Consider the following 21,482-nt stretch of genomic DNA (forward strand, 5'->3'; position numbering starts at 1 on the left):
GCCTGTTATTTTACAGGTTCGGCGTGTAGGTAATACTTATCAACATAAATGGCATCCTGACGGTACAGCAATACTACATTTGTTTTACCAACTATCCATAAGTATCTGGGAACATCCGAATCGTATTTAACACGGAATTTCTCTTTATAGACAACTGCAAGTCGCTCGTTATTATCGACATAAGATAATGTCGGTTTTCCATACAATTCAGAAATATAATCGATTATATTTTTCTCCTGACGTTGGCCTGTATATTTGCTCAAAAGTTTATCGTCTTTAGCAATCTTATCCTCAGGATAAAAATAGATATTTGCACACAATGTATCACTTTTCACTGTTCGAGCAACTCCCAAATAAAATTCCGAATCAAATACATTATTTATAATCTGCGTTCCAAATATCTCTTTAAAATTATCCCATTTTATATTGAGAAAGTCGTACTTTTTATTGATATCTACATTAACTATTGTTGTATCAGCCAAAACTACCTTATTATCCTTATATCCAATCAATATCGACTGGTATTTACCTTTATAGTAAAAGCAGTTTCCCCACGACGAAGTCAAATGTGTATTATTAGAATTATGTTCAAATATTTTCTTCCTCCCGTCCACTTCGGGTACATTCCATACGAGAGAGTCATAAGACTGTACTAGATCATACATAGAAGTTTCTTGCTGAAAGTCAATTGTAAACTGTATGTTTTCGAACATTTTACCGTCCTGTGTTGAGACCGTAAGTGATAGTGGAACAATTGTTTCGGTTTCATTACCGTTATTTTCCTCTTCTTCATTTGTACCTGTAATATTATCTTCCGAACATGCGAAGAATAACATCGGAATAGTAAAGGCTATGATTAGTTTTTTCATAATATTGAGTGTGTTTATGGATTGGAATTAACTGCAAATATAAAAAATTTCAATAATTGATAGACAGGTATATACAATCTTTTTATCCTTTCTTTGTTACGGGAATACGGTTCCCTTTAATTATTTAATTTATCAAAATAATAAAATAGGTCTGAGACCTAAATTGTATAATATGCAACTGTACAATGTAATGAGTGCCGACGAAAGGGCAAAACTGATAGATGAAGCCGGCAAAAAAAGACTTACGCTCTCTTTTTATGCATATGCACATATCGAAGATCCCAAAATTTTCAGAGACGACCTGTTTCTTAACTGGAATAGTCTGGATGTGTTAGGACGGATATACGTTGCCCATGAGGGTATAAACGCACAGCTTTCTCTTCCTGCCGAAAATTTATCTGCATTCAAAAATTATCTCGACACTTACCCATTCATGAGGGATATCAGACTGAATATAGCAGTAGAGCAAGACAATAAGTCTTTTTTGAAACTGACAATCAAAATTCGCGAGAAAATATTAGCTGACGGTCTCAATGATGAAACTTTCGATGTTACAGCCATCGGCACACATCTTAAGGCTAATGAATTTAATAAGTTGATGGAAGATCCCGACACTATCGTTTTGGATATGCGTAATCATTACGAAAGCGAGATAGGACATTTCGAAGGTGCTGTTACTCCTGATGTAACCACATTCAGAGAATCACTGCCCATTATCCACGACATGCTGAAAGACCATAAAGACGACAAAAACCTATTGATGTACTGCACGGGTGGTATCCGCTGCGAAAAAGCCAGTGCTTATTTCAAGCATCAGGGATTTAAAAATGTATATCAACTCGAAGGTGGAATTATAGAATACACACGACAGGTAAAAGCCGAAGATCTGCAAAGTAAATTTATCGGAAAAAACTTTGTATTTGACAATCGCTTAGGTGAACGTATTACCGACGATGTCATTGCACACTGCCACCAGTGCGGCAAGCCTTGTGATACACATACCAATTGTGCGAACGAAGCATGTCATCTGCTATTTATACAATGCCCCGAATGTGCAAAAAAAATGCACGAATGCTGCAGCAATGAGTGTAAGGATATTGTAATGCTCCCGACCGACGTACAAAAGAAACTGAGGAAAGGAAAGCGCAACGATACAATGATATACCAAAAAGGAAAATCGGATAAACTTATCATATCCAAATAGAGAGACCTGGTATTTTATAGAATCTCTACTGTTACAGAATGAAGTAACAGTAGAGATTTTTTTTATATTTGCTATAAAATAGGTCTGCGACCTTAATAAAACGACATATGAGTAAATTACCTATCCTTGCCGTTATCCTGATCATGCTCGGAGCATGCGCAGAGAAAAAAAAACAAGCCTACGATTTTCAGCAGATTAAAGAGAAAGGAGAGTTAACGATCATCACGATGAGCAGCTCCACTTCGTACTTTATCTACAAAGACGAAGCAATGGGATATGATTACGATTTGGCCAAAGAGTTTTGCGATCGTCATGGCCTGAAATTAAAGGTAAAAGTAGCGGAAAATTCGACCAAATTGCTCGAAATGCTCGAACAAGGAGAAGGTGACCTTATAGCAGGAGCAGTACCCGTACAGAGCAGTCTTAAAGATTCTATTATTTATTGCGGACTGGAACAGGTATCTCATCAGGTTTTAGTGCAGCGTACAGGAGTAAGAGATTCAATGATAACAGATGTAACCCAGCTCATAGGCAAAGAGGTATATGTAAAACACAATACAAAGTACCACCAACGGCTTCAGAACCTTGATATGGAACTGGGCAATGGTATTATAATAAAAGACGTTGAAAAGGACACAATAACCGTAGAAGACCTTATCGGCATGGTTGCCCAACATGAAATAGATTATACGGTAGCCGATGAATACATTGCCAAGTTAAATAAGACTTATTACCGGAATATCGACATATCATTGCCCCTCAGCTTCGAGCAACGTTCATCGTGGGCAGTACGTAAAGATGCTCCGCAATTAGCAGATTCGCTGAATGTATGGTTTGCACAGAACAGCCGTAAACCAATCTATAAAGATATCCTGAAAAAGTATTTCGAATTGAGCAAAATGCCCGATGTCGAGTACGAAATACCAAAAGACCTTCCCAAAGGATTTATTACTCCTTTTGATCCATTGTTTAAAAAATATTCAGCTGTAGCCGGATACGACTGGTTTTTACTGGCATCTATCGCTTATCAGGAATCTCGTTTCAAGACCAATCTATCGTCATGGGCCGGAGCTATCGGGCTCATGGGATTGATGCCGCGAACGGCTGCTTCTTTTGGGGCAACAGGCAACCAACTTGTAAATCCCGAGATAAACATCAAGGTTGGAGCCGGATTGATTGCCCGTCTGGATGATATCTTCAAACGGGTATCCGATCCTCAACAGCGAATCAAATTTATACTGGCTGCATACAACGGTGGAAACGGACATATTGCAGATGCTCAGGCATTAGCCCGTAAATACGGAGCAAACCCGTATGTATGGGATGGAAATGTAGAGAAATACATCGAACTGAAAAGCAAGCCTGAATATTATACCGACTCAGTGTGCAAGAACGGATATCTGCGTGGATCGGAGGTAGTGAAATATGTAAAACAAGTAGAAAAGAACTGGAGCAAGTTCAAATCAATGCATAAGAATAAAAATAAACACGGAGGTAAGGGGTAATTCCTCTGTAAAAGTATTATTTTTAAGGTCTCAGACCTTTGTTTACTTGTCAATAAGTCCACTCGTTAACTGTATTATACATCATTAAGATACTTACTATTACTTACAATCAATGCTTAGAACAATTATATTCTTTATAGTTTCAATCATTTCATTCTATTCATCTGCGACAGATGGATATATATTCAGATTACAGTTAAAAGACAAGCCTGAATCGAAAGACCTGATTGCAAAACCTCAAAAATATCTTTCTCAGAAAGCGTTGGATCGCAGAGAACGTCAGAATATAGGAATAGATACAACAGACGTACCGATATCTGCTGCTTATTGCGGTGAAATCGAGAATCTAGGATACAAAATAGTAGCTAAAAGCAAATGGATGAATACAGTGAGCGTATATTGCACAGACAGCCTTCAGGTGGAGATTCTAAAAAATCTGCAGTTTGTTGATAACGCCTTATTCGTCTGGAAAAGCGATACTACAGTAAACACGGAAAGCTCTCCTTTGAAACGAATAAAAGAACCTGAACCCAAAGCCGAAAATCAATACGGTTATGGATACGACCAGATAAAGATGCTGAACGGTCAATATCTCCATGAAAAGGGGTATAAAGGCAAAGGGATGGATATTGCCATTATTGATGCCGGTTATCAAAATTTAAAAGATATACTACTGTTGGACAATGTGTTTATAAGAGGTATAAAAGATTTTGTTTACAATGGAATAAATATCCTTAAAAGCAGTACACACGGATTGAATGTCTTATCAATATTAGGATCAAACCGCCCGAACATCTATATAGGAACAGCTCCCGAAGCAAAATACTGGCTGCTGAAGTCGGAAGACGGACGTTCGGAATATCCCATCGAAGAAGATTACTGGATAGCCGCAGCCGAATATGCAGACAGCGTAGGCGTTGATCTCATAAACACATCGCTGGGATATACTAAATTCAATGCTTTAGCTCAAAGTTACAGCCAATCTCAATTGGATGGAAAAACAGCCTTTATCAGCAAAGCGGCAAAAATAGCAACCCGAAAAGGTATATTTGTTGTTATAAGCGCAGGGAATGAAGGTTCTAAAACATGGAGTAGTATTTCAGCTCCGGCTGATGTCGACGATGTGCTTACCGTAGGTTCTGTCCGCAGAGACTCTACCCTATCCTATTTCAGTTCGGTTGGTCCTACGGCAGACGAACGGATTAAGCCGGATGTAGTAGCTTTAGGCGATAAAATCAATATAATAGGTGAAGACGGCAATGTTACTTACAATAGCGGAACGTCTTTCTCTGGTCCTGTCATGTGCGGCATGGCGGCGTGCTTGTGGCAAGCCTATCCCCGATTGACTAATATTCAGTTACTGGATATAATCCGCCGATCATCCGACAGATTTGAAAAGCCAAATAATTCGTATGGTTATGGCATTCCCGATATGGAAAAAGCGATGCTGCTGGCCAAAGAATTACAAACTGATAATTTACAATAAGCATGGAACTGCCTGCACTATCATTATATGAACTGAATAATCTGGTAAGAGGTGTTATTGCCGATACTTTCAGTCAAAGATTCTGGATAAGAGCCGAAATGAGCGATGTCCGGTGTAATCAGAATGGACATTGTTATCTCGAATTCATCGAGAAAGACTCAAATAACAAAACGATAATCGCAAAGGCCAGAGGAAGTATCTGGTCGAATGTATTCCGTATGCTGAAAGCCTATTTCGAATCTGAGACAGGACAGGCTTTTGCATCCGGACTTAAAGTACTGGTGCAGGTAAGTATCGAATTTCATGAGCTATATGGATACAGCCTTAATGTACATGATATAGATCCTTCCTATACTTTGGGTGATCAGGCTAAAAACAGAACTTTGATTATCAAACAACTCGAAGAGGAAGGGGTATTAGACCTCAATAAAGAACTGCCTTTGGCTAAAATAGCCAATCGGATAGCCGTTATATCTTCACCGACAGCCGCCGGATACGAGGATTTTTGTAACCAGCTGACCAACAATAAAGATGGATTTATATTCTACAATAAGCTGTTTCCGGCAATAATGCAAGGCGATCGTACCGAACAATCTATTATTGCTGCATTAGACAGAATATACGAAAACATCGATAAATTCGATGCTGTCGTAATTATCCGCGGTGGAGGTGCAACCTCTGATCTGAGTAGTTTCGACTCATATCTGCTCGCTGCTAACTGCGCCCAATTCCCTCTGCCTATAATTACAGGTATCGGACACGAACGAGACGACACAGTTCTCGATATCGTAGCGCATACAAGAGCTAAAACACCGACTGCTGTAGCTGAATTTCTGATAAAGCATATTTACGAATCCGCATCCGAATTAATCGATATCCAAGACAGCATTATCTTCGAAACAAATAAAAGATTGATTGAAGAAGCTACAATCTTAAATACATTGGTGACCAAGTATTCGTACATAATCAAAGACCGGACAAAAGATCAGCTAAATAAACTAGATATCATATCAGAGAAGATTAAGAATGCAGCAATAAGAGTTCTACAGGATCAGAAACATATTCTCGAATCGAAAGAGCAATATATAGAACATAATTCTCCTGAGAATATTCTGAAAAAGGGGTATACCCTAACTTTATCCGGTAAAAAGATAATAAAAAGTAAAGCAGGTGTAAAAAAGGGAGATAATATCGTAACCCGTTTTGCAGATGGAGAAGTCGAGTCTTTAGTTAAATAAATAACTGAAAGTACTAATGACCTATTTTAAAGGAATAATCTAGTCTTCCGGTTATGCTTACAAAGTCAACAACAGGTATCTGATACCTTAACGGATTGTTTTCTTTCGACGGGCAATTTGCATCATTTCATCGAGAACTTTCGACCCCAGCAGCTTTAGAATAATCAGATAGGCACAACCTCCTACAATAAGCTGAGTCAATAATAAAACAAGGTTATTGGAGATTACCGATCCTAAGAAATAAGTCGGACAGAATGTAATAATTGCAATAAAACCATAGGGAAGAATATCCTTCATAACTTCCCACATAGAGTATTTAATACACCTGCCCGCAATGTAATAAGCTACGAGAAACGACAGAATAGCAATACAGCTCGTACCCAAAACAACTCCGTTTACCCCAAATCTGACAGTATAAATAATGACCAATAGTGTGAGGATATTACGGAATAACTCTACAGAAAGCAGCATTCCTGACTTCCCGACTGACTGTAGCAAGGATGATAATAAATAGAACAAAGGCAACACAGAACTCCCTATAACTAAGAGTCTTAAAATGGGTACAACTCCTATCCATTTTTCTTTGAAAGCAACCAAAACAATCGATTCTGCCGAGATTATAGTGAAAACAGCTATCGGAAAACAAAGAAAGCAGACAACACGTACTATCTTTCGGAAAACTTTTCGTTTAGCATCAATATCATCACCTAGTTTGCTCAATAGAGGGAAAGCTACTGATTGCAAACTGGAAGCAATCATTCCCTGAGGAAGATTACCCAGCTTGGTTGCCTGATTGTAATTACCAAGATCAGACATCGAGAATTTCTTACCGATCACGATAGAAGAAATATTTACTGCCACCTGATTGAATAAAGAATTCAGAAGAAGCTTACTACTGTATCCGGTCATAGATTTCAACCCGTCAAAGCAAAAAGACGCTGAAGGAGTCCATCTGATAGAGATCCATAAAAATACAGACCTAAGTAAAGTCTGTAATACCTGCTGTGCCGCCAAACTCCATACACCATATCCGTAATATGCCATAATCACAGCCACCCCTCCCGATATTAAAGTTGAGGCTAATGATATACGGGTATTTTTACGAAATGCCATCTGGCGAACCAAATGCACATATTGGACGACACTAAACCCATTGAAAACGAATGAGAGAAATAAAAACCTCGATAAATCCGATAAAATAGGCTGTTTATAAAAATCTGCGATGTAAGGAGCGAAAAAAAACAGTATAATATAACAAACTATACTGATCGAGATATTGAAATAAAAGACAGTTGAATAATCCTTTTCCGAGACTTCCTGTTTACGAATCAATGCAGAAGAAAATCCACTCTCCTGTAGAATATTAGCAACAGCTATAAATATGGCTAAAGCTCCAAGTAATCCCAATTCTCCGGGGCTTAATAAACGGGCAAGAACAATGGCAAACACAAATTGAAAAATCTGCTGCCCGCCTTTTTCCATAAAGCTCCAGAATAGAGCCGAAACCGTTTGTTCTTTAAGGGTCTTTGCCATTATCTCCAAATAAAGGATTTATCTTATCAAACTCCAAAGGTAGTAAATCGGAAAAACATACGAACGAACATCTTTTCTTATATTTATCTATATAGAAAAAAGAGGACATTTTTCAGGCATATCTTTCCATAGATCAAGCTTTATTTCTCATAACATATTCGAAACAAATAAATAAAAAAACCCAATATAATATTTGCAATAAGTATAAATAAATTACACTATTAAAAAATATATAATCTAAAATATTAAAAATAAAAATCATAAAAATTAATTATATCTACTATAAAAATGTATCCAGCAATATATATCAATATTATTTTACATATTAATTAAGTTTTAATAGAATTAAATATTGAAAATAAATATCTGATAAAATGAATATTAAATTATATAGTAATCTATAATAAAATAATATCAATAATAATTTAACATTTTAATAAATATTGAGAAAAGACAAAACAACAGCATATAGATATAAAAAGAGAAATAATCAAGATAAAAAAGAAAATAAGTAGAGCTTATAAATAAAATAAATTATCCAAAATAAAAATTATAATAAAAAATATAGACATTTAATAGCAATAGATTGAAACTATAATAAAGCATCAATTATAGATATCAATATTAATTAAATTATTTACTATAAACATCTATTTATGATATACAAAACCATACTTACATATAATAAATTTTTCTTACTAACTTTGAGCAAAGAACCAATAGAAAAGCGATAAATGATAAGAGTTATTTTATCGGGAGGACTCGGCAATCAGATGTTTCAATATGCAGCAGGGAGGGCATTAAGCCTCAAATTGCAGTCCGAATTGTCTGTTGACACCTTTCTGCTCCGAAAAAAGACCAAAACAACTGTAAGAAATTTCGAACTGAAAGTTTTCAATATAAAAGTCAGAGAAAACAATCATCTGAAAAACAAATTGATAACTAAAAGTTTTTTCTTTTTAAACAAATACGGATTAAAAAAACTTATTTTCGGATTATTCGGTATATTCCGCGATAAAAAGGCTCAAAACTTCGATCAGCGTTTCAATAATATAGATAGGAATATTACTCTATTCGGATATTTTCAGAATGAAAACTACTTTAAGGCGATCTCTGCCAATTTAAGGGAGGACTTCCGATTCATCAGCCCTCTCCTCGGTGAAAACGCTGATATTGCAAATAAAATAGGCTCTACAACTTCTGTATCCATACATATAAGAAGAGGAGATTATCTGAATCCGAATGTAAACCTTTCCCTATTAAACATCGAATATTACCAGAGAGCAATATCTTATATTCAGGAAAAGATTACTGATCCTGTTTTTTATATTTTCTCAGATGATATTAATTGGGTAAAAAAAAATCTGGATCTTTCACAATCACCACATATTTTTATCGATTGGAACACTGGAAATCGTAGTTTCCTCGATATGCAGTTGATGAGCCTTTGCCAACATAATATTATTGCAAACAGTTCTTTCAGTTGGTGGGGTGCATGGCTCAACTGTAATCCGGATAAAATAGTCATTGCGCCGGGCACATGGTACAAAAACGAAACAGCAGCAGACTATCCTATTGGTTTTATTCCTGAAAAATGGGTAATTTTAGAAACTTAAGGTCTCAGACCTATCAATTGCTTTGGCAGGTAAAACAGCCAAAGCCTGTTATAAACTAAAAGCATATCATTAAATACTTACTACTACTAATTTAAAATAGAAACAATGCCCAAAATATCCGTTATACTGCCGGTTTACAATGCTTCGCTTTTTTTAAAAAAGGCGATAGACAGCATTATAAATCAAACTTATACGGATTGGGAATTGATCATTGTCAATGACGGATCGACTGATAACAGCGAAGATATCATAGTTAATTACTCCGATAACCGTATTAAATACTCCAGAAACGAAGTAAATTCGGGTCTTATCGCAACCCTCAACAAAGCAATAACATTATGCTCCGGTAAATATATCGCCCGCATGGATGCGGATGACATTTCATTGGCCTCACGTTTCGAAAGTCAGTTAAGCTTCCTCGAACAAAATACGGAATATGCCATGTGCGGAACATTTGCCCGAATAATAGACCAAGAGGATAAGATAACAGGAAAGATAGTCCATGTAACAGACAATGATTATCTGAATGTTAATCTGCTCTTTTCCGTTCCATTCGTCCATCCGAGCATAATGATTAGAAAAGACATCCTCGAAACCGAACTGTTTGATAAAGAATACCTCCATGCGGAAGATTTTGATCTTTGGACAAGAATAGCCCGAAAACACAAAGTGGCTAACATTCCCGACTTCTTATTAAAGTATAGATGGCATAACTCGAATGTATCGGTAACAAATTCGAAAAAACAAGAAGAAGTAAAAAATCAAATAATAATAAGAGAACTCAATTTATTAGGATTATCACCGGATGAAAATGAGCTTTTTCTTCACAAAGTCAGCTTTTCTCAGTTTGATGCAAAAAACAAAGAGGAAGAAAAGAAGTCTTTCGATAATTTTAACGGGCTTGAAGAATGGTTCTCAAAAATTATCAAAGCAAATAAGACGAACCAGCTATACAATAATAACGCTTTGATCGAATTTCTCTGGAGCCGGTGGGTTATAGTCTGCATTATGCAAAATAGATTGACTAAAATAGTAAAACCGAAGTTTGTGCCGTATAATATCGTTATCTGGATAAAGACTTTAAAGCTGTTGGCGTTTCTTTCGAAAAAGAAATAATCTCAAAAAATTTAAGATTAATGCAATTTACGAGACACCTTCTTTGCCAGCTTATCACCAAGTATAGCATAAAACATACGATGCAAACGGCTTTTCTTGAATGTATTTATATTATATCCCAGTTTCTTCACATCATTAGCAGCCTCCCGATTGTAAAACTCACTCTTGAAACGGGTCAGATATTGCATGTAAAAATTAACAGCCGCAGATTTTACTCTTTTGCTATCTTCAAGAGCAATCATCTCCTTAACCATGATACGGGTTGCCGTTAATTGCGATTTCACCGCCTTATCCAACACCTGCTTACTCAAACTCTGAGGCGTATTCCGATAAAAGACAGCACCCTGAGGGCAGAAGTAAACAGCACTCGATTTTGCGACTACACGAAAGAAATATTCGCCATCATCATTCAGGGAAAGCTGTTCATTCCATCGTCCGGTTTCAGCGATCAAATCTCGATGAACAAGCCAGATACTCGACTGAACGATATTCCTTTCACAGCAAATATCAATCAAAAAATCCAACGGCTTATTATAACCATTAGTAGATACCTGTTTATGGGGTATCATCAATGAAGACATCAAATCTCCCTCGAAAAGAATGATTCCCGATGTTATCACAGCCTTTTTATCGTTAATCGACTTAAATAAGTGCACCTGCGACTCTATCTTATTATAAGATAACAGGTCATCGGCATCAAGATATTGTATCAAGTCTCCGGAGGATTGTTCAAAAGCAAAATTACGGGCAGCACTTGCCCCCTTATTTTCCTGTCTGAATACCTTTACTACGTCTGACTGGTAAGCCTGTGCAATTTCATACGATTTATCGGTGGAACCGTCATCCACGACAATTACTTCAATATCAGAATATGTCTGTTTTAATACATTATCTATTGTTGCCGAAATATATTCTTCAGCATTATACATTGGTATCAAAACAGACACTTTCATGGTATTATTTTTATCTTTCAAAATATAGAATTAAATAACAGCAAGTATTTAATGACATATTTGAAATTTATAACAGACTATGGATTTATACTTACCAAAATAATAAAAAGGTCTGAAACCTTATTTACTTAACTCTCTTGATTTATCTCCGAGATATCCTCCGTGATGCCTTTTCGCATAATCGGCAGGTGTGAATCCTATTTTACCCATTGTATCCACAACCAACACATCACCTATCACAGTCATCATGGTAGTAGAGGTCGTAGGAGTCAAACCCAAACGGCAGACCTCATCAGGACGTCCGGTTAATAAACATGCATCCGATTCCTTCGCTAAAACACTCTCGGGATTACTTGTTATAACAATAAACTTAATCGCCGGATTAAGATTTCTAGCCAAAGTTATCAGTTCGATTATTTCACGGGTTTTTCCCGAATTCGAAATTAAAAGAATGATATCATTTTCCTGCAAAACACCCAAATCACCGTGTTGGGCTTCACTTGGATGCAAAAAAATAGCAGGAGTACCTGTCGAACAAAATGTGGTCGCAATATTTTCAGCTATCTGACCGGCCTTACCCATACCACTAGTTACAAGCTTGCCTTTTTTCCGGTGAACTTGCTCCACAATCAAATCCGTAGCCTTATCATAGTCACTACTGACAGGTATATTAAGAATGGCTTCTGATTCTTTTCTTAAGATTTCTCTAATTTCGTCTACAGTCATAAAATTTCAATGGTCGCCCCAATAATTATAAGTGTAACAAGTATTCAATAACTACCTGTTACACCCTTTTATCTAACTAATTAAAAGAAGGTCTGAGACCTTAATTTGTTTTGAATTTAAATTTAGTAGCAGCTAATTCTTTGTTAGCCTTTACAATTTTCGACTTAAGGTCTTCTTTATAAGAAGCTAATTTGTTCTGCAAGTCAACATTGTCTGTCGATAAAATCTGCAAAGCCAAAATAGCCGCATTCAACGAACCATTTATCCCAACTGTAGCCACTGGAATTCCGGGAGGCATTTGCACTATTGCCAACAATGCATCCATCCCATCCAACGACGAATTGATAGGAACACCAATCACAGGTAATGTAGTCATTGAAGCTATTACACCAGGAAGGTGTGCAGCCATACCGGCAGCAGCAATGATTACTTTTATACCTCTTTCTCTTGCATTTTTTGCAAAGGCTTCTACCTCCTGAGGAGTGCGATGTGCCGAAAGGGCATTGATTTCAAATGGGATTTCCATTTCGTCGAAAAATTTAGCAGCCTTCTCCATCACCGGAAGATCCGAAGTGCTACCCATAATAATTGCAACAAGAGGTTTCATTTTATAATCTTTATTATTAAGGTCTAAGACCTATTTATTACTGTATTTACCAGTACTCTAACACTCAAAAGGTAACAATGGTTCCACAAAAATAGACTTTTTTATTTGTTTCCGTCTCTTCTTTTCCTGTGGAACTGCCTGTTTATTCTTCTCAGATCTCTGACTCATTTAAGTAAATGAAAGTTACAAAATCAAAGATCATTCAACAGATATCAGTTATCAAATTTTCCTATTGTTTTACTTATAGATAAAATAAGCTATAAAGAATCTGCAATTTCCTATTTCAAAAACGACAGCATCAATACAAGTCCACCATATACCGCTCCATACCCGAGCAGACCTCCTAATAGGAATCCGATATAAACCTGAGCAGCAGTACTCGCTTTAAGATACAAGCGGCACACTCCTAAAAGTCCGGCAAGAACAAATAAAATAGCAAATAAATAAAGAGGGCTAGCCGCCTTGACATGAAAACAAACTGACAATACTGTACCGATAACACCGCCTACACCAAGCATATGTGCACTTATTTTCCAGAAGAAATTAATAATCAAACCTACAAGCGATATAATTGCTGGGGCAGCTATCAATCCCAAAAACCAGAAAAACACATGCGCCTGATAAAAGAAATAAGTAAGACTGAGGTTCGAGACAAAGAAAATCATATAAGGCAAAACCCGCTCAGACCTCTCGGTAAGAAAAATATCCCTCACATATTTCATTTTCACAAGAACAATCGTAAACAACGAAGGAATAATGAATGTAAACACCAAAACCGGCAATAAAAACCGGAGTGTCTGCCCTATATACAAATTAAAAAAGTTTGTATATACAAAAAGCAAAGCCAAACTATAGAATGGCATAAGAAAGGGCTGAAATATAAAAGAATATATTTTAGCGAGATTTGATCCTATTCTCCACATATCTTTTAATAAAAAACAAGTATTAAGCTAAACTCCGAATTATTCAAGCCCGATGTTATTCTTATACCTGATCAGTTAATAAAAAGGCTGAATGCCTTATAAATTTTTCCGTAACCTGGCTACAGGTATATTCATTTGCTCCCGATATTTTGCAACCGTTCTACGGGCGATAATATAACCTTTCTCCTTTAAGATTTCGGCTAGTTTATCGTCGGTTAATGGCTTTTTGGTATCTTCTCCTTCAATACATTCTTTGAGAATAGCTTTAACTTCACGGGATGAGATTTCATCACCGGCTTCAGTCTGCATTGATTCCGAGAAGAAATACTTCAATGGATAAACTCCAAAATTTGTTTGTACATATTTACTATTACTCACCCTCGATACGGTCGAAATATCATATCCGGCAAGTTCGGCTATATCCTTTAATATCATCGGCCTCAGATTAGACTCATCCCCCGTAAGAAAAAAATCATACTGTAAGTCAACAATAGCCTGCATGGTTCGTTGCAATGTTTCCTGCCTTTGCTTTATCGCCTCGATAAACCACTTAGCCGAATCGAGCTTTTGTTTGACAAAAGCGATAGCATTTTTAGTTTCTGAAGTAACTCCTTTTTTATTTTCGGAGTACCCCCTAAGCATTTCAGAATATTCGCGGTTTACCCGCAATTCAGGAATATTCCGGTTATTAAGGCTCATAAATAATTCTCCATTATAAGCTTCCACTATAAAATCGGGAATTATCGTATTCATCGTTTGAGCTAAAGCATCACCCCAATTGTTTCCGGGCTTCGGATTGAGACTTACAATAACTTGTATAACCTGTTTCAACTCGTCATCATCTACATTCAATGCCCGCTTGATCTTATCGTAGTGACGTTTTGTAAAATCATCAAAATGACGGCTGAGAATACGTATTGCTTTTTCTACAGCGTCGCTTTCATCCAATCGTTTCAATTGCAGTAAAAGACATTCCTGTAAATCCCGAGCCCCGATGCCGGCAGGCTCAAAGCTCTGAACCTCTTCGAGTATCGACTGGAGTTTTTCGTTAGAAACATCTATATTTTGCTGAAAGAGAAGATCATCGGATATTGCATTCAAAGGACGGTCTAAATATCCGTTTTCATCGATACTTCCGATTATATATTCGGCAATTTTGGCGTCGTCTCCCGTCAACTCGGTGAGATGAAGCTGTTCAACCAGAGACTCATGTAAAGATTCTGCCGACGAAAAAGGAATATCCTCTCTCGCTACTGAAGATGAATTGTTTGAAGTAAGCCTGTAATCGGGTATATCATCTTCTGTCAGATAATCACCTAAAGCGATATCTTCCTGCGAAATCTCCCCCGAATCATCAAAATCGTCACGCTCATCATCAGTCTTAAAATCATCCGAATCGTCGTGTCCTTCATCCAGAGCCGGATTATCGACCAGTTCTTGCTTGATCCGCTCCTCAAGTTCTATATTAGGCAACTCGGTTAGCTTTATCACCTGCATTTGCAGAGGTGACAAACGTTGCTGTTGCTTCTGTTGTAATTGTTGCTTAAGAGCCATTCCCCGAAACTGTTTTTATTTAAGGTCACAGACCTGTTTATAAACTTGCCAGCATATCAGTAACAGATATAATATTTACAAGATATTGCAGAATACAGTTTGTTACTTATACACAAAAATAATAAATAGTTTTATATCCTATCCAAGAATACAATGAGTAATATAAAAGAGGACACTTCAAAACAAATATCCCGGACAACCCCAAGCCTGAAAACAGACAAAGAAAACCAAAATAAATTTCACAGAAACACCATTATCTCGGCGAACAAATAACAGACAAATCCTATTTGATTAAAAACCATAACCTGCAAAATATATCAATAGAATTAATCGAAATTATTATATTTAATTCACATCTTAAAACACCATTTAAAAAATTATAATTCAAAAAATTACAAAACAACACTGTTATATAAAAGATGAATTATAGACAAATATTAACTTAATATTGAAAATATATCCACTCGAAAGAAGATCAGAAAACAGATAAAAAACCCTTCGTATTAGACAAAAAAAAGAACCTCCGGAAACACATCTGAGGCTCTAATTTTTCTTATTTTTTCATGCCGATAAATTATAAATTTATTCAGTCAAAATAACCTTTGCCAATTGCAAATCAAAAGGGGTTGTAATCTTTATATTGGTCTTTTCTCCTTCGGTAAGATGTATTTTATAACCTAACGACTCCACAACAGATGCATCATCAGTAAAAAGGTTAGAGAACTCAGCATTATAAGCGTTTTTCAACAGATTAGCATCAAATACCTGAGGGGTTTGCACTAATTTAAATTTAGATCGGTCTACTATTTTACTATCGATTTCATCGGTCATTTCCCGTAAACTATCAGTTACATCCAATACAGGAATCACGGCTTTATGCTCTTTTGCCAGAGAAAAGCATCTATTCAACAAATCCTTAGACGAAAAAGGACGAACGGCATCATGTACAGCCACCCAACCATCGCCAACAAGCTCCAACGCATTTTTCACAGAATGAAAACGGGTTTCACCTCCGTCAACCACCTCATGATATATCGTAAAACCATAAGCCTTACAAAGATTCGACCAATGGTCTCGGTAATCCTTTGCTAAAGCAACAACAATACGTATCGACTTATCGAAAGAGTAAAAAGCTTCTATCGTATGCATCAGTATAGGTTTACCGCCAATCGCCATAAACTGTTTCGGCTGATCGGCTCCCATTCTTAAACCCTTACCTCCGGCAACTATTATAACATTATTCATAGTTAAAAGAACAGAAAGATATTAATGATATATTTTGATATAGCAAGCTCTGGCCATTATACTTACCAAAGCAGGAAGGTCTGAGACCTTAGTCTATTTCGTCGATTATTTTTTTAATCTGCGCATCTGTTTTATACAGTTTGTCTTTACACAATTTGATTAACTCCGATGCTTTTTTGATTTCATCGGTCAAAACGTCTACATCCAGATCTCCCGACTCGATTTTATCGAGAATATTCTGCAATTCGCTTAAAGCTTCGGTATAGCTTTTCTCCCTTTTAGCCATTATTGTTCTTTTTGTGAAGAAATAAAAAATACAGTCGGGCTATAAGCCGGGTTCTGTACTCTGCATAAAACAGAGTGCCTGCCATTTATCTACACCTGATGTCACCATCAGGCTCTAGCGACCTACCCCCCGACATCGGGCGGGCAGCCCTACGTGCGTCGGTATACATGGTCTTGCAACTCATAAGTAGTACGGCTCTCCGTATTGCTATGGAGACCGGTGAGCTCTTACCTCACCTTTTCACCCTTACCCCGATAGGGGCGGTTATTTTCTGTTACCTTACTCTGCCCTCGCGAACAGCTTCCCGTTAGGAAATATGATGCCCTGTGTTGCCCGGACTTTCCTCTTTTCATTCTCCGAAGAAAATGCTCAGCGACAGACCGCCCGACTGTAATTTAAGGCAAAGGTAATATTTTGAGTCTTTAATCACATGTTTTTGTTTTATTTGTGTTCTCATTATCCATCAAAAAGATGTAATATTGTAAATAGTTTTACCAAATACGGTCACAGACCTATTTAGTACTTTGGCAAGTATAATAAACTGAGCTTATTATAATTTGAAAATATATTATTATGATCAGAAATGCATTGCTACTCATCACGGTCTCTTTTATCCTGTCAGGGTGCAGCTCTACTCTAAATATGTGGAGCGCTGACTCGAATATGAAAAAAATAGAGTTAGACATGACTAAAAAAGAGGTAATAAAAGCTTTAGGAAATGACTATCACCGAGTAGGTGCATTCAAAACGGATGACGGAGTATCGGTTGAAATACTCGGCTACGAAAACACAAAGTCTGATTTTTACATTCTTCAATTCGAAAACGGAATATTAAAAGAGTGGCACAAAGAAATACGGCCTGTATACCCGGTTCCACCTGTTCCTGCTCCTGTAAATTCTGAAAGCAAATAAAATCATGGTTCTCAATTATATCTGGATTGCTTTTTTCGTTATAGCTTTTGTAGTATCATTATCACGATTGATTATCTTCGGTGACTTCGAGACTTTCAATGCTACCGTAAATTCTACATTTTCTTCAGCACGAACAGGTTTCGAAATATCTATCGGTCTCACAGGTGTACTTACCTTATGGATGGGATTGATGCGCATAGGCGAACAAGGAGGTGTTATTCAAATGTTTTCCAGAGCAATAAATCCCCTTTTCAGCAGGCTTTTTCCTGACATACCAAAAAATCATCCTGCCGGAGGATCTATATTAATGAATTTATCGGCAAATATACTGGGACTTGACAATGCGGCAACTCCTGCCGGACTACAGGCAATGAAAGAACTGCAGGAAATAAATCCCGATAAAACGAAAGCATCCAACCCCATGATCATGTTTCTGGTAATGAATGCTTCGGGACTTACTCTTATACCAGTATCGGTTATGACGATCAGGGCTCAAATGGGAGCAAGCAATCCTGCGGATGTCTTTGTCCCGATTATGATTGCTACTTTTGTATCCACAATGATCGGAGTATTGGCTGTCTGTATCAAGCAAAAGATTAATATTTTCGACAAAGTCATACTTGGCACATTCGGCAGTGTAGCCGTTCTAATCGGCGGCGTTATCTGGGCTTTCAATGAAATGGGTCCCGAAAGAGCACAAAAGGCATCGAGCGTTATAGCCAGCCTCATATTATTCGGAGTCATTATCTTCTTTATATTAAGCGGAGTCCGAAAGAAAATAAATGTATATGATTCTTTTATTGACGGAGCCAAAGACGGATTTGCAACAGCCGTACGCATTATTCCCTATTTAATTGCTATTTTAGTAGCTGTCGGGATGTTTCGTGCATCAGGAACAATGGACTTTCTCGTGGATGGAATAAAGTCTTTTGTTGCCCTTTTCGGGGGAGATACCAGATGGCTGGACGCATTACCCACCGCTTTGATGAAGCCTTTAAGCGGAAGCGGCGCACGTGGAATGATGGCGGAGACAATGGCAACTTTCGGCCCCGAATCTTTTGCCGGAAGGCTTTCTTCTATATTTCAGGCATCTACCGATACTACGTTTTATGTTGTAGCTGTTTATTATGGCTGCGTTAATATAAAAAACAGCCGATATACTGTTCCATATGCTCTTTTAGCCGATCTTATCGGTGTTATTACTGCAATATGGGTTGCATATATCTTTTTTGGATAATGGATTTTAGATCCTTTTAGGATCACAGACCCATTTGTTTCTTATTTTTTATCTATAGAGAATAAGTGACTGTCCAATATGAAAATAATAACTTGCGCTGTCATGAAGACCTACAAACGGACAAATATTTATTTGCCCCTACGACCAGTTTTCATCACTTTAGATTTGTAATCTGCATTCAAGAACTTAGGTTTACAAACCCCAAAGAACAGCAGAAAGGAAGCATTTATAAGAAGGAACATAAAGGGTGTAACTTTTGTTACCTTTTTGAAAAATGCACGGATACAGAAAATTAAGAAGAAAGTTTATAACAAAAGGGTCTATGATCCTAAAAGAATCAAATATATGGCAATTACTTATCAGGCAGAGGACATAAAAGAACCTCATCTAAAAAAACGGATCACCAATAAATGGATTAAAGAAGTCGCTGCATCTTATCAAAAGAAAACAGGCGACATCTCCTATATATTCTGCTCGGACGATAAGATACTCGAAATCAACAAAGAGTACCTCCAACACGACTATTTTACCGATATAATCACATTCGACTATACCGAAGATGATATTATCGGAGGAGATATATTTATAAGTATCGACACAGTAAAAAGTAATTCGGAACAGTTTAAAACTGATTTCAACGATGAATTGAACCGGATCATCATACATGGTATTCTTCATTTATGTGGGATAAACGATAAGGGTCCCGGAGAAAGGGAACATATGACCGAATGTGAAAACAAAGCGTTAAGCTTACTTGCATCTTACTGATTATGAAAAAGAAAAACTATTTCATTCTTCTGTTATTAATTGTATCTGTAGTTACTGCCTGCGGGCAAAACGAAGAACCTATACAACTCAAAGTCTGGGAAAACAATCCTCCGACAAATAACGGATTAACCGATAAAGCCGAACTTTTTATATATAAACCTCATACTCTTTCGAAGCTGCCGACTCCGGCTGTACTTATTTTTCCCGGGGGAGGATATGCCGGCGTAAGTATGCCGTACGAAGGACATGCTTTTGCCAAATGGATAGCATCACAAGGAATAGTCGGCATTGTATTGAAATACCGATTGCCCAATCAACACAAAGAAGTTCCTTTTGATGATGCTTGTCAGGCAATGCAAATAGTCCGTAATCATGCGGAAGAATGGAACATTGATGTTTCTAAGATGGGAGTTGCAGGTTTCTCGGCAGGAGGACATCTGGCAGCTACGCTTTCTACTTATTATGCCAATAATGAGTTATGCCCGAGACCGGCATTCACTATCCTATTTTATCCGGTAATAACGATGGAAACCGTAACCAAAGGAGGTACACGTAATAACCTGATGGGATTAACACCGTCGGAAGAAGATATTGCGAATTATTCACCGGAGAAACAAGTTTCAGAAAATACTCCCCGAACAATCATATTTACCGCAAATGATGATGCTTCGGTTCCGACATTCCATAGTACGAATTATTATCAGGCATTGAACGAAAAAGGAATTTCAGCCAGTTTACATATCTTTCCGGAAGGAGGGCATGGCTGGGGATTACTTCCCGATTATAAGTATAACGAAGAATCTCTCTCGATTCTGAAAACATGGTTAGACCTTTATATAAAATAATATCATGAAGAAAAAATTATTGTTGTTTTTATTCTCTATTATCGTAGTAAGTACGATGAATGCACAAGAAATTGTAAAGTTATGGAATGAAAATCCGCCTACAGATAATGGGATTACAGGTACTGAAGTTGACGAAAACAACCGCATTTCGAATGTCAGTGCACCCGAGATGTTTATTTACAAACCCAATTTGGCGATAGACCGCAACATTGCAGTTGTAATTTGTCCCGGTGGAGGCTACAGCCGTCTGGCTATTGATCACGAGGGTTATGATTTTGCAAAATGGCTTCAATCGTTAGGTATCACAGGAGTTGTTCTTAAATACCGTTTACCCAACCAACATAAAACCGTGCCTTTGGAAGACCTTCAGCAGGCAATCAGATATGCAAAGAAAAATCTGTCGAGAAAAGACTCTTCTGCCCTTAAAGTCGGTGTAGCTGGATTTTCGGCAGGAGGACATCTTGCGTCAACAGGTTCTACACATTTTGACGGACAAGATACCCGCCCCGATTTTTCTATTTTATTTTATCCGGTAATAACAATGGGAGAATATACTCATCAGGGATCAAAAAGCAATTTGTTAGGAGAAAACCCTTCCGCTAATGATGTAATGTTTTATTCGAACGAAACGCAGATTACTGAACTAACTCCTCCTACAATACTGTTATTAAGTGACGATGACAACGCAGTTCCATCGATGAACAGCATTATGTACTACGAAGCCCTGAAGCAAAATAATGTTCCTGCAACGATGTACATATTTCCAGAAGGAGGACACGGATGGGGCATGAGACCCAACTTCAAGTACCACACCGAAATGCTCCAATTATTGAAACACTGGCTTCAGGATTTAAAATAA

At 37.2% G+C, this 21,482-nt stretch carries 20 protein-coding genes and 1 other RNA gene; 11 read left to right on the top strand and 10 right to left on the bottom strand.

Annotation, left to right across the window (positions count from 1 at the left end):
* Positions 1-5 precede the first annotated feature (5 nt).
* The gene (locus AABJ51_RS13325) at positions 6-869 is read right to left on the bottom strand and encodes a hypothetical protein (protein WP_338372900.1); all 864 of its coding nucleotides are present in this window, start codon (positions 867-869) and stop codon (positions 6-8) included.
* A 172-nt stretch (positions 870-1,041) separates the two neighbouring features.
* Here AABJ51_RS13325 and trhO point away from each other — a divergent pair, with 172 nt between their 5' ends.
* The 4 genes from trhO to xseA all read left to right on the top strand — a co-directional run bounded on the left by trhO (position 1,042) and on the right by xseA (position 6,302).
* Positions 1,042-2,073, top strand: coding sequence for an oxygen-dependent tRNA uridine(34) hydroxylase TrhO (gene trhO, locus AABJ51_RS13330; protein WP_338372901.1), 1,032 nt, complete (start codon positions 1,042-1,044; stop codon positions 2,071-2,073).
* Positions 2,074-2,180: 107 nt separating this feature from the next.
* Positions 2,181-3,578, top strand: a complete 1,398-nt coding sequence (locus tag AABJ51_RS13335; protein ID WP_026626660.1) for an MltF family protein — start codon at positions 2,181-2,183, stop codon at positions 3,576-3,578.
* Between the two features lie 112 nt (positions 3,579-3,690).
* Complete coding sequence (locus tag AABJ51_RS13340; protein WP_338372902.1) at positions 3,691-5,064, top strand: S8 family peptidase; 1,374 nt, start codon at positions 3,691-3,693, stop codon at positions 5,062-5,064.
* A gap of 2 nt (positions 5,065-5,066) precedes the next feature.
* Positions 5,067-6,302 carry an exodeoxyribonuclease VII large subunit gene (gene xseA, locus AABJ51_RS13345; protein ID WP_134437294.1) on the top strand — a complete coding sequence of 412 codons (1,236 nt, stop codon included), beginning with the start codon at positions 5,067-5,069 and terminating at the stop codon, positions 6,300-6,302.
* Between the two features lie 87 nt (positions 6,303-6,389).
* Here xseA and AABJ51_RS13350 read toward each other — a convergent pair whose 3' ends face one another.
* Entirely contained in the window at positions 6,390-7,835 is a 1,446-nt protein-coding gene (locus AABJ51_RS13350) for a lipopolysaccharide biosynthesis protein (protein ID WP_338372903.1), read from the bottom strand.
* A gap of 734 nt (positions 7,836-8,569) precedes the next feature.
* Here AABJ51_RS13350 and AABJ51_RS13355 point away from each other — a divergent pair.
* Both AABJ51_RS13355 and AABJ51_RS13360 read left to right on the top strand, forming a co-directional pair.
* Complete coding sequence (locus AABJ51_RS13355; RefSeq protein ID WP_338372904.1) at positions 8,570-9,451, top strand: alpha-1,2-fucosyltransferase; 882 nt, start codon at positions 8,570-8,572, stop codon at positions 9,449-9,451.
* A gap of 105 nt (positions 9,452-9,556) precedes the next feature.
* Positions 9,557-10,567: a glycosyltransferase family 2 protein gene (locus tag AABJ51_RS13360; protein WP_338372905.1), complete on the top strand. Its 1,011-nt coding sequence runs from the start codon at positions 9,557-9,559 to the stop codon at positions 10,565-10,567.
* 17 nt (positions 10,568-10,584) lie between these two features.
* Here AABJ51_RS13360 and AABJ51_RS13365 read toward each other — a convergent pair whose 3' ends face one another.
* From AABJ51_RS13365 to rnpB, 8 genes are all read right to left on the bottom strand, one after another.
* Positions 10,585-11,520: a glycosyltransferase family 2 protein gene (locus AABJ51_RS13365; protein WP_338372906.1), complete on the bottom strand. Its 936-nt coding sequence runs from the start codon at positions 11,518-11,520 to the stop codon at positions 10,585-10,587.
* A 120-nt stretch (positions 11,521-11,640) separates the two neighbouring features.
* A complete protein-coding gene (locus AABJ51_RS13370) occupies positions 11,641-12,246 on the bottom strand; it encodes an SIS domain-containing protein (RefSeq protein ID WP_338372907.1) in 606 nt (201 codons plus the stop codon).
* 100 nt (positions 12,247-12,346) lie between these two features.
* Complete coding sequence (gene purE, locus AABJ51_RS13375; RefSeq protein WP_338372908.1) at positions 12,347-12,853, bottom strand: 5-(carboxyamino)imidazole ribonucleotide mutase; 507 nt, start codon at positions 12,851-12,853, stop codon at positions 12,347-12,349.
* Between the two features lie 278 nt (positions 12,854-13,131).
* Positions 13,132-13,776 (bottom strand): hypothetical protein, encoded by a 645-nt coding sequence (locus tag AABJ51_RS13380; protein WP_051290730.1) that lies wholly within the window; start codon positions 13,774-13,776, stop codon positions 13,132-13,134.
* A gap of 96 nt (positions 13,777-13,872) precedes the next feature.
* Positions 13,873-15,330, bottom strand: a complete 1,458-nt coding sequence (gene rpoN / locus AABJ51_RS13385; RefSeq protein WP_134437302.1) for an RNA polymerase factor sigma-54 — start codon at positions 15,328-15,330, stop codon at positions 13,873-13,875.
* A gap of 582 nt (positions 15,331-15,912) precedes the next feature.
* A complete protein-coding gene (locus AABJ51_RS13390) occupies positions 15,913-16,575 on the bottom strand; it encodes a 2-C-methyl-D-erythritol 4-phosphate cytidylyltransferase (RefSeq protein WP_338372909.1) in 663 nt (220 codons plus the stop codon).
* Positions 16,576-16,663: 88 nt separating this feature from the next.
* Positions 16,664-16,861, bottom strand: a complete 198-nt coding sequence (gene xseB, locus AABJ51_RS13395) for an exodeoxyribonuclease VII small subunit (RefSeq protein WP_026626649.1) — start codon at positions 16,859-16,861, stop codon at positions 16,664-16,666.
* Positions 16,862-16,887: 26 nt separating this feature from the next.
* An RNA gene (rnpB, locus tag AABJ51_RS13400) (RNase P RNA component class A) lies at positions 16,888-17,253 on the bottom strand.
* A 181-nt stretch (positions 17,254-17,434) separates the two neighbouring features.
* Here rnpB and AABJ51_RS13405 point away from each other — a divergent pair.
* The 5 genes from AABJ51_RS13405 (at position 17,435) to AABJ51_RS13425 (ending at position 21,482) form a co-directional block, all read left to right on the top strand.
* Entirely contained in the window at positions 17,435-17,773 is a 339-nt protein-coding gene (locus AABJ51_RS13405; protein ID WP_338372910.1) for a hypothetical protein, read from the top strand.
* Between the two features lie 4 nt (positions 17,774-17,777).
* A complete protein-coding gene (locus AABJ51_RS13410; RefSeq protein ID WP_338372911.1) occupies positions 17,778-19,010 on the top strand; it encodes a spore maturation protein in 1,233 nt (410 codons plus the stop codon).
* Between the two features lie 345 nt (positions 19,011-19,355).
* On the top strand, positions 19,356-19,778 hold the full coding sequence (gene ybeY / locus AABJ51_RS13415) for an rRNA maturation RNase YbeY (protein ID WP_134437303.1): 423 nt from the start codon (positions 19,356-19,358) through the stop codon (positions 19,776-19,778).
* Between the two features lie 2 nt (positions 19,779-19,780).
* Positions 19,781-20,623, top strand: coding sequence for an alpha/beta hydrolase (locus AABJ51_RS13420; RefSeq protein WP_026626646.1), 843 nt, complete (start codon positions 19,781-19,783; stop codon positions 20,621-20,623).
* A 4-nt stretch (positions 20,624-20,627) separates the two neighbouring features.
* Positions 20,628-21,482, top strand: a complete 855-nt coding sequence (locus AABJ51_RS13425) for an alpha/beta hydrolase (protein ID WP_338372912.1) — start codon at positions 20,628-20,630, stop codon at positions 21,480-21,482.

It is taken from the genome of Indolivaga capnocytophagoides, assembly GCF_036511535.1.
Taxonomy (GTDB): Bacteria; Bacteroidota; Bacteroidia; order Bacteroidales; family Dysgonomonadaceae; genus Dysgonomonas_A; species Dysgonomonas_A capnocytophagoides.

Excerpts from the sequence above, each read along its gene's own strand:
- AABJ51_RS13325 (WP_338372900.1), bottom strand. The coding sequence starts at position 869 with ATGAAAAAACTAATCATAGCCTTTACTATTCCGATGTTATTCTTCGCA.
- trhO (WP_338372901.1), top strand. The coding sequence starts at position 1,042 with ATGCAACTGTACAATGTAATGAGTGCCGACGAAAGGGCAAAACTGATA.
- AABJ51_RS13335 (WP_026626660.1), top strand. The coding sequence starts at position 2,181 with ATGAGTAAATTACCTATCCTTGCCGTTATCCTGATCATGCTCGGAGCA.
- AABJ51_RS13340 (WP_338372902.1), top strand. The coding sequence starts at position 3,691 with ATGCTTAGAACAATTATATTCTTTATAGTTTCAATCATTTCATTCTAT.
- xseA (WP_134437294.1), top strand. The coding sequence starts at position 5,067 with ATGGAACTGCCTGCACTATCATTATATGAACTGAATAATCTGGTAAGA.
- AABJ51_RS13350 (WP_338372903.1), bottom strand. The coding sequence starts at position 7,835 with ATGGCAAAGACCCTTAAAGAACAAACGGTTTCGGCTCTATTCTGGAGC.
- AABJ51_RS13355 (WP_338372904.1), top strand. The coding sequence starts at position 8,570 with ATGATAAGAGTTATTTTATCGGGAGGACTCGGCAATCAGATGTTTCAA.
- AABJ51_RS13360 (WP_338372905.1), top strand. The coding sequence starts at position 9,557 with ATGCCCAAAATATCCGTTATACTGCCGGTTTACAATGCTTCGCTTTTT.
- AABJ51_RS13365 (WP_338372906.1), bottom strand. The coding sequence starts at position 11,520 with ATGAAAGTGTCTGTTTTGATACCAATGTATAATGCTGAAGAATATATT.
- AABJ51_RS13370 (WP_338372907.1), bottom strand. The coding sequence starts at position 12,246 with ATGACTGTAGACGAAATTAGAGAAATCTTAAGAAAAGAATCAGAAGCC.
- purE (WP_338372908.1), bottom strand. The coding sequence starts at position 12,853 with ATGAAACCTCTTGTTGCAATTATTATGGGTAGCACTTCGGATCTTCCG.
- AABJ51_RS13380 (WP_051290730.1), bottom strand. The coding sequence starts at position 13,776 with ATGTGGAGAATAGGATCAAATCTCGCTAAAATATATTCTTTTATATTT.
- rpoN (WP_134437302.1), bottom strand. The coding sequence starts at position 15,330 with ATGGCTCTTAAGCAACAATTACAACAGAAGCAACAGCAACGTTTGTCA.
- AABJ51_RS13390 (WP_338372909.1), bottom strand. The coding sequence starts at position 16,575 with ATGAATAATGTTATAATAGTTGCCGGAGGTAAGGGTTTAAGAATGGGA.
- xseB (WP_026626649.1), bottom strand. The coding sequence starts at position 16,861 with ATGGCTAAAAGGGAGAAAAGCTATACCGAAGCTTTAAGCGAATTGCAG.
- AABJ51_RS13405 (WP_338372910.1), top strand. The coding sequence starts at position 17,435 with ATGATCAGAAATGCATTGCTACTCATCACGGTCTCTTTTATCCTGTCA.
- AABJ51_RS13410 (WP_338372911.1), top strand. The coding sequence starts at position 17,778 with ATGGTTCTCAATTATATCTGGATTGCTTTTTTCGTTATAGCTTTTGTA.
- ybeY (WP_134437303.1), top strand. The coding sequence starts at position 19,356 with ATGGCAATTACTTATCAGGCAGAGGACATAAAAGAACCTCATCTAAAA.
- AABJ51_RS13420 (WP_026626646.1), top strand. The coding sequence starts at position 19,781 with ATGAAAAAGAAAAACTATTTCATTCTTCTGTTATTAATTGTATCTGTA.
- AABJ51_RS13425 (WP_338372912.1), top strand. The coding sequence starts at position 20,628 with ATGAAGAAAAAATTATTGTTGTTTTTATTCTCTATTATCGTAGTAAGT.